We start from the raw sequence: 13,886 nt of genomic DNA, 5'->3' as shown, positions 1-13,886 counted from the left end.
ATCGCGTCTTTGGGAAGGGTCTTGGGTGGCCACGCCACTGTGGCTATGCTTGTCTAGAGCATCAGCTATGCCAGATCGGCAGGATGGTGTTTTCAACCTGTTGCGGCATGTTCCCGGCGGATTCAGGTTATTGTGCAGGCAGTGGTCTGATCGTCTGCATTATTTTTGGGCAATATCCACGCAACAATTCACTCAAAAGCCACCGGGTCCGCAACAAGAAGAAGGCACGCCTTTTGCTCGAATTGGAGGTCGAACCCATCCCGGCAGCGTCGCCGGAAACGTGGCAAAGTCGCCCCGTTCACCTGACCAAGGTGTGCGGGGCTTTTGCGTCTAAATTTATCGAACGAGGTTGACATGAAAGCTGAATTCCATCCGGATATCATCATAGATGACACCACCCTGCGGGATGGGGAACAGACCGCCGGAGTCGTCTTCTCGCGTGCGGAAAAACTGCAGATCGCGCGCACGCTGGATGAGATCGGTGTCGGTGAGCTTGAGTGCGGCATCCCGGCGATGGGCAAGGAAGAACAGGCCGATGTACGCGCCTTGGTTGATCTGGGATTGAACGCGCGGTTGCTCACCTGGAACCGGGCGCTTAAGTCCGATATTCAGGCCTCGCTGGACGCCGGCGTCAACGCCGTCGATATCTCCCTGTCGGTCTCCGATATTCATATCGCCTTGAAACTGCGCAAAAGTCGTGACTGGGTGGTGGAACAACTGAAAACCGCCCTCGGCTTCGCCAAGGCGCATGATCTTTATGTCTCGGTCGGGGCCGAAGACGCCAGCCGTGCCGATCCGCAGTTCCTGGTCAAACTGCTGAAGATCGCCAAGGCAGAAGGGGCCGATCGCCTGCGCTACTGCGACACCTTGGGCGTACTTGATCCGTTCACCACCTATGAACGGATTCGGTTCCTGCTCCAACGGGTCGACCTGCCGCTCGAGATCCATACCCACAATGACCTCGGCATGGCGACTGCCAACGCGATCGCCGGATTGCGTGCTGGAGCCCGGATTGTCAATGTCACGGTCAACGGGCTGGGAGAACGCGCCGGCAATGCGGCACTCGAAGAGGTGGTGATGGGACTTAAGCACGTCTGTGGCATCGACTCCGGTATCGATGCCAGTCGTCTGGTCGAATTGTCAAAATTGGTCGGTGTCGCCAGCAACAGACCCGTGCCGGGCTGCAAGGCGGTGGTTGGGGAAAGGGTTTTTTTTCACGAGTCAGGTCTGCACACCGATGGAGTCCTCAAAAACCCGTGCAACTACGAAGGGTTCGACCCGGCCGAAGTTGGGCTTAAGCGGCGTCTTGTGCTGGGCAAACATAGTGGCCGAAAGGGTTTGGCGCACAATCTTGAAGAACTGGGCCTTGACCCTCGACAGTTTGACCTTGAGCTGCTTCTTCAGCAAATCCGCCATCAAGTTCAGCTGCGTCAACATCCACTGGAGAATATTGAGCTGAAAAAACTCTGTCACGAGCAAGGTCAAGCGGTAAGGGGATGAAGTAACTCTCGCGCGGAACAGGGAATCGATAAAGATGGGAGTGGGATAACGCGTTGTGAGGGGGGGGGCAAATCACGTCAAACCAAAAAGCATCCCTCAAAGAGCAGCAAAGGACACGCACAAAATTATTTCTTGGCACCCATCTTGGCACCCACAGAAAGAATCTGCATAAAACAAACGAAAAAAGCCGACCCGGAATGTCTCCGAATCGGCCTTGATTTTTTGGTGGAGCTGAGCGGGCTCGCCTGCTATGTCCGAGGCATCCCGCCCCGGCCGGCGCAGGCCCCCCTCCACTCGCTGGCGCGGCCGTCCCTGGCCGCTTTTCGTCCACTGGACGCGCTCGCTCCGCTTCGAGCCCGACCGTTTGCCGACAACGAAAAAAGCCGACCCGGATCATCTCCGAATCGGCCTTGATTTTCTTGGTGGAGCTGAGCGGGCTCGAACCGCCGACCTACGCGTTGCGAACGCGTCGCTCTCCCAGCTGAGCTACAGCCCCGTAAAAGCGGTGCTACCTTAACCAAAGGCGGCGTCTTTGTCAACAGAGCCGGGGCCGCCTCCGTGGGGAAGAAGCCGGAGAGAGCCGGCAGTCAACCGATCTTTTCCTGCCGTTCCTGCTCGGTCTTGCATTCGATGCACAGGGTCGCCACCGGGCGGGCTTTCAGACGTCCCTCGCCGATCTCCTCGCCGCAACTTTCGCAGAGCCCGAACTCACCCTCCTCGATCCGCTCCAGGGCCTCGCGAATCTTGTTCGCCAGCTTGCGTTCACGATCGCGAATCCGCAGCTCGAAGTTGCGATCCGATTCCAGGGCAGCCCGGTCGGTCGGATCGGGGAAGTTTTCCTTTTCATCGGTCATTTCGGCCACGGTCCCGCCGGCAGCACGCTGGATATCGTCCAGCTGCCCCTGCAAGATCTGGCGGAATTCGTCCAGTTTCGCCTTCTCCATAAGACCTCCTCGGTGGACCCGGAACAAAACCTGAGTCAGAGAGATAAAAGTAAATGAAATCGCGGCTCAAGTCAATTGCCGGCTGCAAACTGGTGCCAGAGGATATAGATCAGCGCCAGCACCCCGAACCAGAGCGGCAGCACCCCGGCCAGAGCCGAAGTCGGATGTTCGATCAGGCGGTTCGCCTCCGGACTGACCGCCTTTTCGGGCAGGTGCCCGGCAATCGCTTCGACCAGGTCGGCGAACTTTTCATAGCTGTTGGAGATAATGACGAAGTCCTCGCCGGCACAGAGCGTGACAAAGGCCCGGCCGCGCACCGAAACCGCCTCAAAGGAGGTCAATTCATCCCAGCGAAAATATTTTTCTCCCACCGGACGGACCACCCGCACCCCTTCAGCGGACAGATCGACCCGGCGTTTGAGGTTGGTCAGCAGCAGCAGGACAACCGGGATCAGAACCGCCACCAGGATGATCAGCTTGAGCAGCACCTCACCGTTGACCAGGCTGACACCGAGCAGAACCAGCAACAGGATGGCGACCAGAACCAGCGGCAGCAGCACCCCCTTGCTGATACGATAAGTTTGTTGTGCCATCAATCCTCCTTGCGGACCCAGGAACCGCTCTTGCCGCCGTGTTTTTCGATCAGCCGCACCCGGCCGATCACCATCCCCCTGTCGATGGCCTTGCACATGTCGTAGATGGTCAGTCCGGCCACCGAAACCGCCGTCAGCGCCTCCATCTCGACCCCGGTCTGGCCGCCGACCTTGACCGTGGCGCGAATCTCCACCCGGCCTTCTTCCGGGTGGGAGTCGAACTCAAGACCAACCGAAGTCAGCAGCAGCGGGTGGCAGAGGGGAATCAGGCCGCTGGTCTGCTTGGCGGCCATGATCCCGGCGGTCCGGGCGATGCCGAAGACATCCCCCTTCTCGATGGTCCGATCAAGAATCCGCTGCAGGGTTTCCGGCCGCATCCGCACCTCGCCGCCGGCGACGGCCACCCGTTCGGTGACCGGCTTGCCGCCGACATCGACCATGATCGCCCGGCCTTCGCTGTCGAAATGGGTCAGTTTGTCGTTCATGGTGTTCTCCGTTATCCAAGTCAGTAGTTTTCAAACCCAAACCGGCGGGAGCCGTGAAAACTCGGCTGCGCCTCAGACATTCATGCCTCTTTCTCCGCCGGCCGTCTCCTCCGTTCAGTGGCTTCCACGGGAAGGGACAGTACACTTCAGACAAAGTTCTTCCAGCACAGACGTTGAAGGCGGCCGAGACGTGTACAGATGCAAGGCGTCTCACGCGTTGAGGAATGAGGCGTAGCGGCAGCTACGTCGGAATGACGAGGCGCGTGAGCAACGCAGCAGATGTGCGCGTATCGGCCGCCCCCACGCAGAGGGTGCGTATCGGCCGCCGTTACTCAAACAACTCGTCCAGCATCTCCTCAACCCGCCTCACACCGATCAGTTCCAGTCCCTCCGGCCCTTCCAGGTTCTTCAGATTCCCCGCCGGCAGAAAGCAGCGGTCGAAGCCGAGCCGAGCCGCTTCCTTGACCCGCAGTTCGGGGCGGGAGACCGCCCGCACCTCCCCGGCCAGACCGATCTCTCCGAAAACGATGGTGCGCGGCGGAATCGGCTTGTTGAGATGGCTCGACGCCAGGGCCGCGACCACGCCGAGATCAACCGCCGGCTCGTCCAGCCGCACCCCGCCGGCGACGTTGAGGAAGATGTCCTGGGCGAGCAGCGACAGGCCGACCTTTTTCTCCAGTACCGCACCGAGCAGGGCCACCCGGTTGTGATCGAAGCCGATGGTGGTCCGTCGCGGGGTGCCGTAGGTGCAGCTGGAAACCAGCGCCTGCAGTTCAACCAGGATCGGCCGGCTGCCCTCCACCGACGGCACCACGGCGCTGCCGGCCGCCCCTTCGGGGCGCTCGGCGAGGAACAGTTCGGACGGGTTGGTCACTTCGGCCAGGCCGGTTTCGCGCATCTCGAAGACGCCGATCTCGTTGGTCGAGCCGAAGCGGTTCTTGACCGCCCGCAGAATCCGGTAGGGATGGCCGGCGTCCCCCTCGAAGTAGAGCACCGTATCGACCATGTGTTCAAGCATTCGCGGTCCGGCGATGGCACCGTCCTTGGTGACATGGCCGACGATGAAGGTCGGAATACCGTCCCCCTTGGCGACCTGCATCAGCCGCCCGGCGCATTCGCGCACCTGGCTGACGCTGCCGGGGGCCGACTCGAGGGCGGCGGTGAAGATGGTCTGGATCGAGTCGATGACCAGGAAGGCGGGACGGAGCTGCCGGGCCTGTTCGAGAATCGCCTCCAGCGAGGTTTCGGCCAGCAGCAGCAACTGCCCGGCGACCACCCCCAGCCGCCCGGCACGCAGCTTCACCTGGCGGGTCGACTCCTCGGCGGTGACGTAGAGGGCCGGGCCGAGATCCGCAAGTTTCCCCAGTGCCTGCAGCAACAGGGTTGATTTGCCGATGCCGGGATCGCCGCCGATCAGGGTCAGCGAGCCGGGCACCACCCCGCCGCCCAGTACCCGGTCGAATTCACCGATGCCGACCTGCAGGCGATCCTCCTCGCAGGCGCTGACCTCGCAGAGCCGTTGCGGCACACTCGCCGCCCCGGCGGCCTTTCCGCCGCGTCCACCGCGGGCCGGCTGCACGGTCTCTTCGACCAGGCTGTTCCACTGCCCGCAGTCGGGACAGCGGCCGAGCCATTTCGGACTCTGGTAACCGCACTGCTGGCAGGAAAAGATGGTTTTGACTTTCTTGACGGCCAAAAAATTGCCTCTCGTCGGGATGAAGAGAACCCGAAAATAGGACATTGTAGGAACCGGGGGGGAGGGTGTCAACAAAACCCGCCGGTAGACACCCAAATCCACCGGCTGTTTTGTGGACCGAGGGTGGCGGGACGGGTGGTGATGCAAGGCGCCGAGCCGATTCGGGCGGAAACGTAGCCGAGCTACGTTGAGCACCGAATCGGTGAAGGCAACGAAGCAGATTCATCCGTAACGACAGCTGAATCCCGAAATTGCCGGTGGATTTGGGTGATAGTGGATTCCGGTTGAAGAACCGATCCTGTTGCACCTATGATGTTAAAATTGATGGCGTCGCAAAAACTCACCAGCAGTTGCGTTGCTGCCGGCGCTTTTAGCTTAGCCAACATATTTTTGCTTTTTTGCGAAAGCATCAAAATTAACCCGAATGGTTTTCATATGCCCGCACTGCAACTTAAATACGGTTCCGAAACCCTGCCCCTGGATCTGCCCGACGCGCCCCTGCTGCGCGCCGCCGATCCCGGCCCACCGGCGCCGCCGGAACAGCTGATCTCCCGGGCCCTCGATGCCCCAATCGGCACCCCGCCGCTGGAGCGGATCGTCCGGCCCGGCGAGTCGGTGGCCATCGTCACATCCGATATCACCCGCGCCACCGGCAGCGAACGTTACCTGCCGCTGCTGGTCGAACGGCTGAACCGGGCCGGAGTGCGGGATGCCGACATCCGCATCGTCATCGCCCTGGGGATTCACCGCCGACAGACCGAGGCCGAGCACCGGAAGATTCTCGGCCCGCTGTACGGCCGGATCGCGGTCGTCGACCACGACTGCGACGACCCGCGGCAGCTGGTCGAGCTGGGTACGGTCGACGGCATCCCGGTCGCCGTCAACCGCACGGTGGCCGAGGCCGACCGGGTGATCGTCACCGGCACCATCGGCGTCCACTACTTCGCCGGCTTCGGCGGCGGGCGCAAGGGGCTGGTGCCGGGGGTGGCGGGACGCGCCACCTGCATGGCGACCCACTTCAGGGTCTTCAACCCGCCCGAAGTCGGCGGCAAGCACCCGCTGGCGGCTCCGGCGGTCCTCGACGGCAACCCGGTCCACGCGGCGATCCTCAAGGCGGCGCGGCGGGTCGCACCCGATTTCCTGCTCAACACCGTCCTCACCCCGGACAAGCGCATCGCCGGAGTCTTCGCCGGCGAACTGGAGCAGGCCCACCTGAAAGGCTGCGAACTGGCACGGCGGCTCTACACCGTACCGCTCACCGAGCCGGCGGAACTGGCGGTGATCTCCTGCGGCGGGGCGCCCAAGGACATCAACTTCATCCAGGCCCACAAGGCCCTCGACTACGGCGTGCGGGCGCTGCGTCCCGGCGGCACGGCGATCCTGCTGGCCGAATGCCCCGACGGCTTCGGCCATCCGACCTTCTTCGACTGGTTCCGCTACCAGGATCTGGACGCGTTCGAAACCGCCCTGCGCGCCGACTACCAGATCAACGGCCAGACCGCCCACGCCACCCTGGTCAAGGCGCGCCGCTACCGGGTCATCCTGGTCAGCCGCTTCAACGCCGAACAGACCGCGGCCATGGGCATGGAGAAGGCCGAAACCCTTGACGCCGCGCTGCAAATGGCCTATCAAGGACTGCCTGAAAATCCGCGCACCGTGGTCATCCCCGACGGGGGGACGGTACTGCCGGTTTTGAATAAAATCTGAAATTCCTGGGCCGCCAAGGCGCCAAGAGCACCAAGAAAACCCTTTTAACGGAGAGGCGCAGAGCAGGAGAGGGCGCAGAGCCAAATCTATTCAGGATTTTAACCCTAAAAAGGTTTTCTCTCCATCTCTCCCTCTCGCCGCCTCTGCGTTAAATAAAGATTTTGACCTTCTTGGCGGCCCCAAAAAAGGACTATTATTTTCATGCTCGAGCAACGCATCATCCGCAATCTCCAGCAGACCCTCGGCAAGGAGCATGTCAGCACCGACAAGGCCGACCTGATCTGCTATTCCTACGACGCCACCCAACAGCAGTTCCTGCCTGACGTGGTGATCTACCCGGCCACCGCCGAAGATGTGGCGCTGGTGATGAAACTGGCCAATGCCGAAAATATTCCGGTCTTTCCGCGCGGCGCCGGCAGCGGCTTCACCGGCGGCTCGCTGCCGACCAGAGGCGGCATCGTCCTCTCCACCGAACGGATGAACCGGATTCTCGAGATCGACAGTGAGAACCTGGTGGCGACGGTGGAGCCGGGGGTGGTCACCGAGCAGTTCCAGAAGGCGGTGGAGAAGCTCGGTCTGTTCTATCCGCCCGACCCGGCCTCGCTGAAGTTCTCGACCCTCGGCGGCAATGTCGCCGAATGCGCCGGCGGGCCGCGCTGCGTCAAGTACGGCGTCACCAAGGACTTCATCATCGGCCTGGAGGTGGTCACCCCGACCGGGGACATCATCACCACCGGCGGGCCGACCATGAAAGGCGTGGTCGGTTACGACCTGACCAAGCTGATCTGCGGTTCGGAAGGAACACTGGGTATCATCACCCGCATCGTTATCAAGCTGCTGCCGCTGCCCGAGGCGAAGAAGACCATGCTGGTGATGTTCGACTCGATCGACGGCGCCGCCCGGGCGGTATCGACCATCATCGGTCACAAGATCATCCCCACCACCCTCGAATTCATGGACGGCCGGACCCTCGATTGCGTCCGCCAGGCGACCGATCTCGAGGTGCCGGAGGGCGCCCGCGCAGTGCTGATCATCGAGGTCGACGGCGACCGGGAATTTCTCGCCAAGCAGGTGCAGAAGATCCAGCAGCTGATCCAGCCCCTCGGGGTGGTCGAAACCCGCAGCGCCGAAACCCCGGAGGAGAGCGAGGCGCTGTGGCAGATCCGCCGCTCGGTGTCGGCCTCGCTGCGCAAGGTCAACCCGGACAAGTTCAACGAGGATATCTGCGTGCCGCGCTCGAAGGTGCCGGAGATGATCCGCAAGGTCGACGCCATCGCCGAGAAATACCAGATCCCGATCGTCAACTTCGGCCACGCCGGGGACGGCAACATCCACGTCAACGTGATGATCGACAAGAAGGTGCCGGGCGAGCTGGAACGGGCCCACAAGGCGATCGAAGAGGTCTTCAAGGGCGCCCTGGAGCTGGGCGGCACCATGAGCGGCGAACACGGCGTCGGTATCGCCAAGGCTCCCTACATCCCGCTGGAGATCAGCGAAAAGGCCGCCGACTACATGAAGACCATCAAGAAGGCGCTTGATCCGAACAATATTCTCAACCCGGGGAAAATATTTCTGGACTGAACATCTGGGATCCAAAGACGCCAAGAAAAGCTTTTTTTAACGGAGAGTCGCTGAGAAGGAGAGAACGGAGAGAAAGTTTTGGTTTTAACCCCAGAAGATTTCCTCTCTGCCTCTGCCCCTCTCCACCTCTCCGTTAAAGAAGTTGTTGACCTTCTTGGCGGCAGGATAGAAGCAAATCTCATGGCCAAACTGAAAAATCTCGAAGACTACCGCGAAGAAATCGAGCAGTGCGTCAAGTGCGGCGCCTGCCGGGCGCATTGCCCGGTGTTCGGCGCCGAGCGCCGTGAAGGACGGGTGGCGCGCGGCAAGGTGGCGCTGTCGAAAGCAGTCCTTGACGGCGAGATCGGCCTGGAAGAGAAGGTGATCGAAGATCTCTCCCAATGCCTGCTGTGCGGCTCCTGCTGCGCCGGCTGTCCGAACAAAGTACCGACCGAGGAGATCGTCGCCGCCGCCCGGCGCAAAATCGCCGAACAGCGCGGACTCTCCAGCTTCGGCAAGGGGGTCGCGGCCATCCTCGGCCGGCCGAAGCTGATGAACACCCTGGCCAAAACCGGCGGGGCTCTCTCCTCCCTGTTGTTCAAGAAACTGCCGGAGCACAGCGGCCTGCGATTGCGCTTTCCCGCCCCTTACCTGGAGAGCGGCCGCACCCTGCCGCCGCTCACCGCCCGGCCGTTCCGCGAACGTTGCCCGGAACGGATTGAGGGCAAAGAAGGGATGCCGACCGTCGCCTTCTTCACCGGTTGCGGCATCAACTACATGTACCCCGAAATCGGCGAGGCGTTTCTGCGCGCACTGAAGTTTCTCGGCGTCACCGTCATCATCCCCGGGGATCAGGCCTGCTGTGGCCTGCCGGCGGTTTCGGCCGGAGCCGGCGAGGTGGTGGAACAGCTCGCCGAACAGAACCTGGCCGCGCTGACCCGAGAACCGGTCGACTATGTACTGACCGCCTGCGCCTCCTGCAACGCCGGCATCGGCAAGATCTATGCCGATCTCGGCGGCGACTACGAACAACTGGCGGCGAAAACCCGCGACATCTTCGTTTTCCTGGTCGAGATGGGCCTGCCGGAGAAGCTCGCGGAACTCCCCTCGCGCGGGGTGAAGACCCGGGTCACTTACCACGACCCCTGTCACCTGCGCACCCGCGGCATCACCAAAGAACCGCGGGCGATCCTGAAGAGCCTGCCGCAGGTCGAGTTTGTCGAGATGGAGGATGCCGCCACCTGCTGCGGCCTCGGCGGCACCTACTCGGTCTACCACTATGAAAACAGCAAAAGGATCGGCGCGAAAAAGGCCGGGCGCATCGAGGAGAGCGGCGCCGAACTGGTTGCCACCGACTGCCCGGGCTGCATCATGCAGCTGCAGGACGCGGTCAACCACGCCGGCGGCAAACAGCGGGCGGTGCATATCCTGGAGTTGCTGAACGAGGTGTTGCCGGAGGAGTAAAAAGAAAATCTTTTCCTAACGGAGAGGCGCAGAGCAGGAGAGAGCGCAGAGTCAAAGCTGTTCAGGATTTAACCCTAAAAAGATTTTCTCTCCCCCTCTGCCCCTCTCCGCCTCTGCGTTAAAAGAAACCTGACACCTCCTAGCCGCCGATCTGCCCCATCCGTCGGCTGCCGGTGCCATCATGGGGATCTTCGAGGTGGTGGCGGTCCGGCTTGACATTGGCCGCCTTCCGGAAGATGGCGGCCAACTCCTCGTCTGCGGCGCCGCCACGCATGGCGGCGCGCAGGTCGATCTCCTGGTCGGAAAAGAGACAGGGACGGATCTTGCCGTCGGCGGTCACCCGCAGACGGTTGCACTGGTCGCAGAAATGGCTGGAGACCGCCGGGATCACCCCCAGGCCGCCGGGCGCACCGTCGTAACGATAGAGCCGCGCCGGTCCGGACGGTCCCCGGCGGGGTTCCTCCACCAGCGGAGCGACCCGCCGCAGGGCGGCCATGATACCCTCCACCGGAATCCGCTGTTCCGGTGTATAGTCAAGATCGTCGCTGACCGGCATGAATTCAATGAAACGAACGTACCAGGGGTGTTCCAGGGTCAGCCGGGCAAAGGCTTCGATCTCATCGGCATTGACCCCGCCGATCGGCACCATGTTGATCTTTACCGGCCCAAGGCCCACCCTGTCCGCGGCTTCGATGCCGGCCAGCACCCTCTCCAGACCCTCGCGGCGGGTGATCTGCCGAAACCGGTCGGCATCGAGAGTGTCGAGGCTGACATTGACCCGACTGAGTCCGACATCCCTGAGCTGACCCGCCAGCTCTTCCAGGAGCAGACCGTTGGTGGTCACGACCACCTCCGGCCGCTGCGGCAGGGACGCCAGCGTTCCGATGAAATCAACCACTCCTCTGCGCACCAGCGGCTCGCCGCCCGTCACCCGGATCTTGCGCACCCCCAGTTCACAGGCCACTTTGGCGATGCGCAGCAGCTCCTCGTAACGCAGCACCGAGCCGTGGCCGAGGGACGCGACCCCCTCTTCCGGCATGCAGTAGCGACAGCGCAGATTGCAGCGGTCCGTAATGGACAACCTCAGGTAATTCAGCTGGCGACCGAAACGGTCGGAGAGACCGGACTTCATCTTGAATCATCATCACTTTCTGTGCAGAGTTATCCTGCTTCGGCACGGAAATACCTGCCGGCATTGTACCCCGATCCAGAGCGTCGTTGCCAACAAAACCATTGGAGAGACATAGCAGGGCCGCTTTCAATAAGTTATAATGTGACACTCGGAACCATTCCCGGGCAAGAAAATTCCTTTATTCCCTAGAATCTCGCGAGGTCTGCATGATGCGTCTGTTGCTTATGGTTGTCTTCTTCTCCTTCTGCCTGCCGACCCTGCCCGCCTGGAGCGGTGAACCGATCAACCTGAAACCCGGCCCTGACGGTGAACTGAGCGAACTCGGCGTTGCAATCACCGCCCTGCGTCTCACGGCGGAAGGCCACATGATCGACTTCCGCTTCCGGGTTCTCGACGCTGAAAAAGCAAAACCTCTTTTCACCAAGAAGAACAAGTTCTACCTGGTCGATGACAAAACCGGAAAAGCCCTGAAAGTGCCGGTCCCGGCCAAACTCGGCCCCATGCGCCCAAGTACCAAGAACCCACCGCAGGTCGGAGTCGTCTACTGGATCTTTTTCGGCAATACCGGGCTGATCAGATCGGGCAGCAGGGTCACCGTGGCTCTCGGTGACTACCGCGTTCAGGGCCTGACAATCGAATAGAGGAGGGGTGCCCGGTGACCAGATTATTTCTCCTCTGCGGCCTTGCTGCCATGTGTCTCTGCGGGAACCCGGTCACGGCCGCCGAGCTGGGGCCTCACCTGCTCTCCGTCCTGTCACGGGGAACAACCGGCAGCGTCCCGGTCATTATCACCCTGAAACCGGAACCGGGGCTGGAACAGGTCGCCCCCCTGGCCGCCGATATCCGCGCCCACAAGGGGGAACGCCGACGGCTGGCGCGGATGCATCACCTCAGACAGCTCAAACAGCGTACCGCCAGACACCGGCAACAGCTGCGCGACCTGCTGGCGGCCAACCATGTCAGCAAGGTCAAGTCACTCTGGCTGATCGACAGTGTCGCCGCCGAGCTGCCGCCGAACCTGATTGATGAGGTGGCGGCGCAACCGGAGGTGCTGGCGGTCCGCTACGACCGACTGATCGATCCACCGGCATCACCGACCCCGGCGGCGACAGCGGCCACCAGCAACCTGACCCTGATCAAGGCCCCGGATCTCTGGAATCTGGGGTTGACGGGGCAGAGCACCACCATCGCCCTGATGGACACCGGGGTGGATATCAACCACCCCGACCTCACACCAAGTTACCGGGGCGGAAGCAACAGCTGGTTCAACGCCATTGCCGCTACCGATTGTCTGACCGCAGGAACCAACAACTGTGATTTCTGTGATGCCGACACCAGCCAGCCCTGCGACAGCGCCGGGCACGGTACGGCAGTCGCCGGAGTCCTGGTGGGAGGCAGCAACAGCGGTCAGACCATCGGGGTCACCTCGGGGGCCCAATGGATCGCCACCAAGATTTTCAAATCAGACGACAGCGCCACCCCCGAAAGCACCATCCACAAGTCTTTTCAGTGGCTTCTTGACCCCGATAACAACCCGGCAACCGATGATACCCCTGATATCCTCAACGCCTCCTGGGGATTCAGTGCCGTTAACGGCTGCCTGCTGACCTTCGAGGCCGATGTTCAGGCCCTGCGCAACGCCGGTATTGCGGTTGTCTTCTCCGCCGGCAATGACGGACCCGCCCAGGGATCGGATGTCAGTCCGGCAAATTATGCCAACAGTTACGCCGTCGGTTCAGTTGGAGCGGTCGGTGACCCGACCCTGATCAGCGATTTCAGCAGCCGCGGCCCGTCAAGCTGCAACAGTGCCATCTTCCCCGATATTGTCGCCCCGGGGTTCAGTATCCTGACCGCCGATATCAGCCTGGCGGGGTCTGCAACCTATCTCACCGCCAGCGGTACCTCCTTCTCCGCCCCCCACATCACCGGCGTCATGGCCCTGCTGCGCGGCCAAGGCGGTTTTCCCGGCGCCAGCGTGAAGGAACTCGAGGACGCCCTGCGCCTCTCCGCCCAGGACCTTCCCCTGAACGCCCCGGACGGCCCCGACAACGATTACGGTTACGGACTGGTCGACGCCAAAGCCGCCTACGACCTGCTGCTGCCCCCGGTGCCGGCCCTGCTCTCCCCGGCCGACCAGAACAACGGCCTGGCAACCGATGTCACCCTGACCTGGAAGCAGCCCCTCGATGCTCTCGGCGCCGCCGTCAGCAACACCGTACTGCTCGATACCGACCCGAATTTCAGCAACACCGTACTGCTCGATACCGACCCGAATTTCAGCAACCCGCTCAGCTTCCCGGTCACCGCCGCCATGGCGACGATCACCCCGGCAAGCTACGCCATGTTCGGCCTCGGCGCCCTGCTGCTGCCCCTCGGCCTGCGAAAAAAATATCGCGCGGCCCTGCTGCTCGGCCTCACCCTGACCCTGTTCGCCCTCCTCAGCGCCTGCGGCGGAGGCGGTTCATCAACCCCCGCCCCCGACCCGACCCTGCGCAGCCTCGATGTCACCGGACTGACGACGGGGACGACCTATTACTGGAAGGTTGAAGCCCGGACACCGAGGGGAGGTCCGGTCAGTGACAGTGGTGTGTGGAGTTTCGGGGTGAAATAAAAATGCTATATTCTTCAAGCTGTTGACGAAGCAGGCGATGCGTACCCACGCCCTCCGGAAAATGGGCTCCGCACATCGAACCTGGTGTCAAACATCAGAGCAAACCACCCAATTTTCCGTATTGACACACCCCTTACCGTAGTCGTCCCTGAAAAAGTGTAACTTGCTGCAATTATTGCTTAAAATCGCACTGT

At 61.9% G+C, this 13,886-nt stretch carries 12 protein-coding genes and 1 tRNA gene; 7 read left to right on the top strand and 6 right to left on the bottom strand.

The window, feature by feature from the left end:
• The first annotated feature begins 83 nt into the window (after window positions 1-83).
• On the top strand, window positions 84-353 hold the full coding sequence (locus tag C2E25_RS17360) for a hypothetical protein (protein ID WP_146032989.1): 270 nt from the start codon (window positions 84-86) through the stop codon (window positions 351-353).
• A 1-nt stretch (window position 354) separates the two neighbouring features.
• On the top strand, window positions 355-1,500 hold the full coding sequence (gene nifV / locus C2E25_RS15020) for a homocitrate synthase (RefSeq protein WP_103116541.1): 1,146 nt from the start codon (window positions 355-357) through the stop codon (window positions 1,498-1,500).
• A gap of 420 nt (window positions 1,501-1,920) precedes the next feature.
• On the opposite strand, the gene C2E25_RS15015 is transcribed toward nifV, so the two are convergent.
• From C2E25_RS15015 to radA, 5 genes are all read right to left on the bottom strand, one after another.
• A tRNA-Ala gene (locus C2E25_RS15015) sits at window positions 1,921-1,996 on the bottom strand.
• Between the two features lie 91 nt (window positions 1,997-2,087).
• A complete protein-coding gene (gene dksA, locus C2E25_RS15010; protein ID WP_103116540.1) occupies window positions 2,088-2,444 on the bottom strand; it encodes an RNA polymerase-binding protein DksA in 357 nt (118 codons plus the stop codon).
• A gap of 71 nt (window positions 2,445-2,515) precedes the next feature.
• The gene (locus C2E25_RS15005) at window positions 2,516-3,037 is read right to left on the bottom strand and encodes a hypothetical protein (protein ID WP_103116539.1); all 522 of its coding nucleotides are present in this window, start codon (window positions 3,035-3,037) and stop codon (window positions 2,516-2,518) included.
• A complete protein-coding gene (moaC, locus tag C2E25_RS15000; protein WP_103116538.1) occupies window positions 3,037-3,522 on the bottom strand; it encodes a cyclic pyranopterin monophosphate synthase MoaC in 486 nt (161 codons plus the stop codon). Before moaC ends, C2E25_RS15005 begins: the two co-directional genes overlap by 1 nt.
• Before the next feature lie 328 nt (window positions 3,523-3,850).
• A complete protein-coding gene (gene radA / locus C2E25_RS14995; RefSeq protein WP_233189451.1) occupies window positions 3,851-5,218 on the bottom strand; it encodes a DNA repair protein RadA in 1,368 nt (455 codons plus the stop codon).
• Between the two features lie 435 nt (window positions 5,219-5,653).
• Between radA and larA the strand changes: the two genes are divergently transcribed.
• The 3 genes from larA to C2E25_RS14980 all read left to right on the top strand — a co-directional run bounded on the left by larA (window position 5,654) and on the right by C2E25_RS14980 (window position 9,949).
• Window positions 5,654-6,925, top strand: a complete 1,272-nt coding sequence (gene larA / locus C2E25_RS14990; protein WP_103116536.1) for a nickel-dependent lactate racemase — start codon at window positions 5,654-5,656, stop codon at window positions 6,923-6,925.
• 201 nt (window positions 6,926-7,126) lie between these two features.
• Window positions 7,127-8,506 (top strand): FAD-binding oxidoreductase, encoded by a 1,380-nt coding sequence (locus tag C2E25_RS14985; RefSeq protein ID WP_103116535.1) that lies wholly within the window; start codon window positions 7,127-7,129, stop codon window positions 8,504-8,506.
• Between the two features lie 180 nt (window positions 8,507-8,686).
• Window positions 8,687-9,949: a (Fe-S)-binding protein gene (locus tag C2E25_RS14980; RefSeq protein WP_103116534.1), complete on the top strand. Its 1,263-nt coding sequence runs from the start codon at window positions 8,687-8,689 to the stop codon at window positions 9,947-9,949.
• 139 nt (window positions 9,950-10,088) lie between these two features.
• Here the strand turns inward: C2E25_RS14980 and moaA are convergent, their stop codons facing one another.
• Window positions 10,089-11,081, bottom strand: coding sequence for a GTP 3',8-cyclase MoaA (gene moaA, locus C2E25_RS14975; protein ID WP_103116533.1), 993 nt, complete (start codon window positions 11,079-11,081; stop codon window positions 10,089-10,091).
• A 206-nt stretch (window positions 11,082-11,287) separates the two neighbouring features.
• Here moaA and C2E25_RS14970 point away from each other — a divergent pair, with 206 nt between their 5' ends.
• Complete coding sequence (locus C2E25_RS14970) at window positions 11,288-11,722, top strand: hypothetical protein (RefSeq protein ID WP_103116532.1); 435 nt, start codon at window positions 11,288-11,290, stop codon at window positions 11,720-11,722.
• A gap of 14 nt (window positions 11,723-11,736) precedes the next feature.
• Entirely contained in the window at window positions 11,737-13,692 is a 1,956-nt protein-coding gene (locus tag C2E25_RS14965) for a S8 family serine peptidase (RefSeq protein WP_146032988.1), read from the top strand.
• The last annotated feature ends 194 nt before the right edge of the window (window positions 13,693-13,886 follow it).

Source organism: Geothermobacter hydrogeniphilus (assembly GCF_002898515.1).
Taxonomy (GTDB): Bacteria; Desulfobacterota; Desulfuromonadia; order Desulfuromonadales; family Geothermobacteraceae; genus Geothermobacter_A.
Note: the sequence above shows the minus strand (reverse complement) of the source record. Positions and strands in the feature narration are given on the sequence as shown.

Excerpts from the sequence above, each read along its gene's own strand:
- C2E25_RS17360 (WP_146032989.1), top strand. The coding sequence starts at position 84 with ATGGTGTTTTCAACCTGTTGCGGCATGTTCCCGGCGGATTCAGGTTAT.
- nifV (WP_103116541.1), top strand. The coding sequence starts at position 355 with ATGAAAGCTGAATTCCATCCGGATATCATCATAGATGACACCACCCTG.
- dksA (WP_103116540.1), bottom strand. The coding sequence starts at position 2,444 with ATGGAGAAGGCGAAACTGGACGAATTCCGCCAGATCTTGCAGGGGCAG.
- C2E25_RS15005 (WP_103116539.1), bottom strand. The coding sequence starts at position 3,037 with ATGGCACAACAAACTTATCGTATCAGCAAGGGGGTGCTGCTGCCGCTG.
- moaC (WP_103116538.1), bottom strand. The coding sequence starts at position 3,522 with ATGAACGACAAACTGACCCATTTCGACAGCGAAGGCCGGGCGATCATG.
- larA (WP_103116536.1), top strand. The coding sequence starts at position 5,654 with ATGCCCGCACTGCAACTTAAATACGGTTCCGAAACCCTGCCCCTGGAT.
- C2E25_RS14985 (WP_103116535.1), top strand. The coding sequence starts at position 7,127 with ATGCTCGAGCAACGCATCATCCGCAATCTCCAGCAGACCCTCGGCAAG.
- C2E25_RS14980 (WP_103116534.1), top strand. The coding sequence starts at position 8,687 with ATGGCCAAACTGAAAAATCTCGAAGACTACCGCGAAGAAATCGAGCAG.
- moaA (WP_103116533.1), bottom strand. The coding sequence starts at position 11,081 with ATGAAGTCCGGTCTCTCCGACCGTTTCGGTCGCCAGCTGAATTACCTG.
- C2E25_RS14970 (WP_103116532.1), top strand. The coding sequence starts at position 11,288 with ATGATGCGTCTGTTGCTTATGGTTGTCTTCTTCTCCTTCTGCCTGCCG.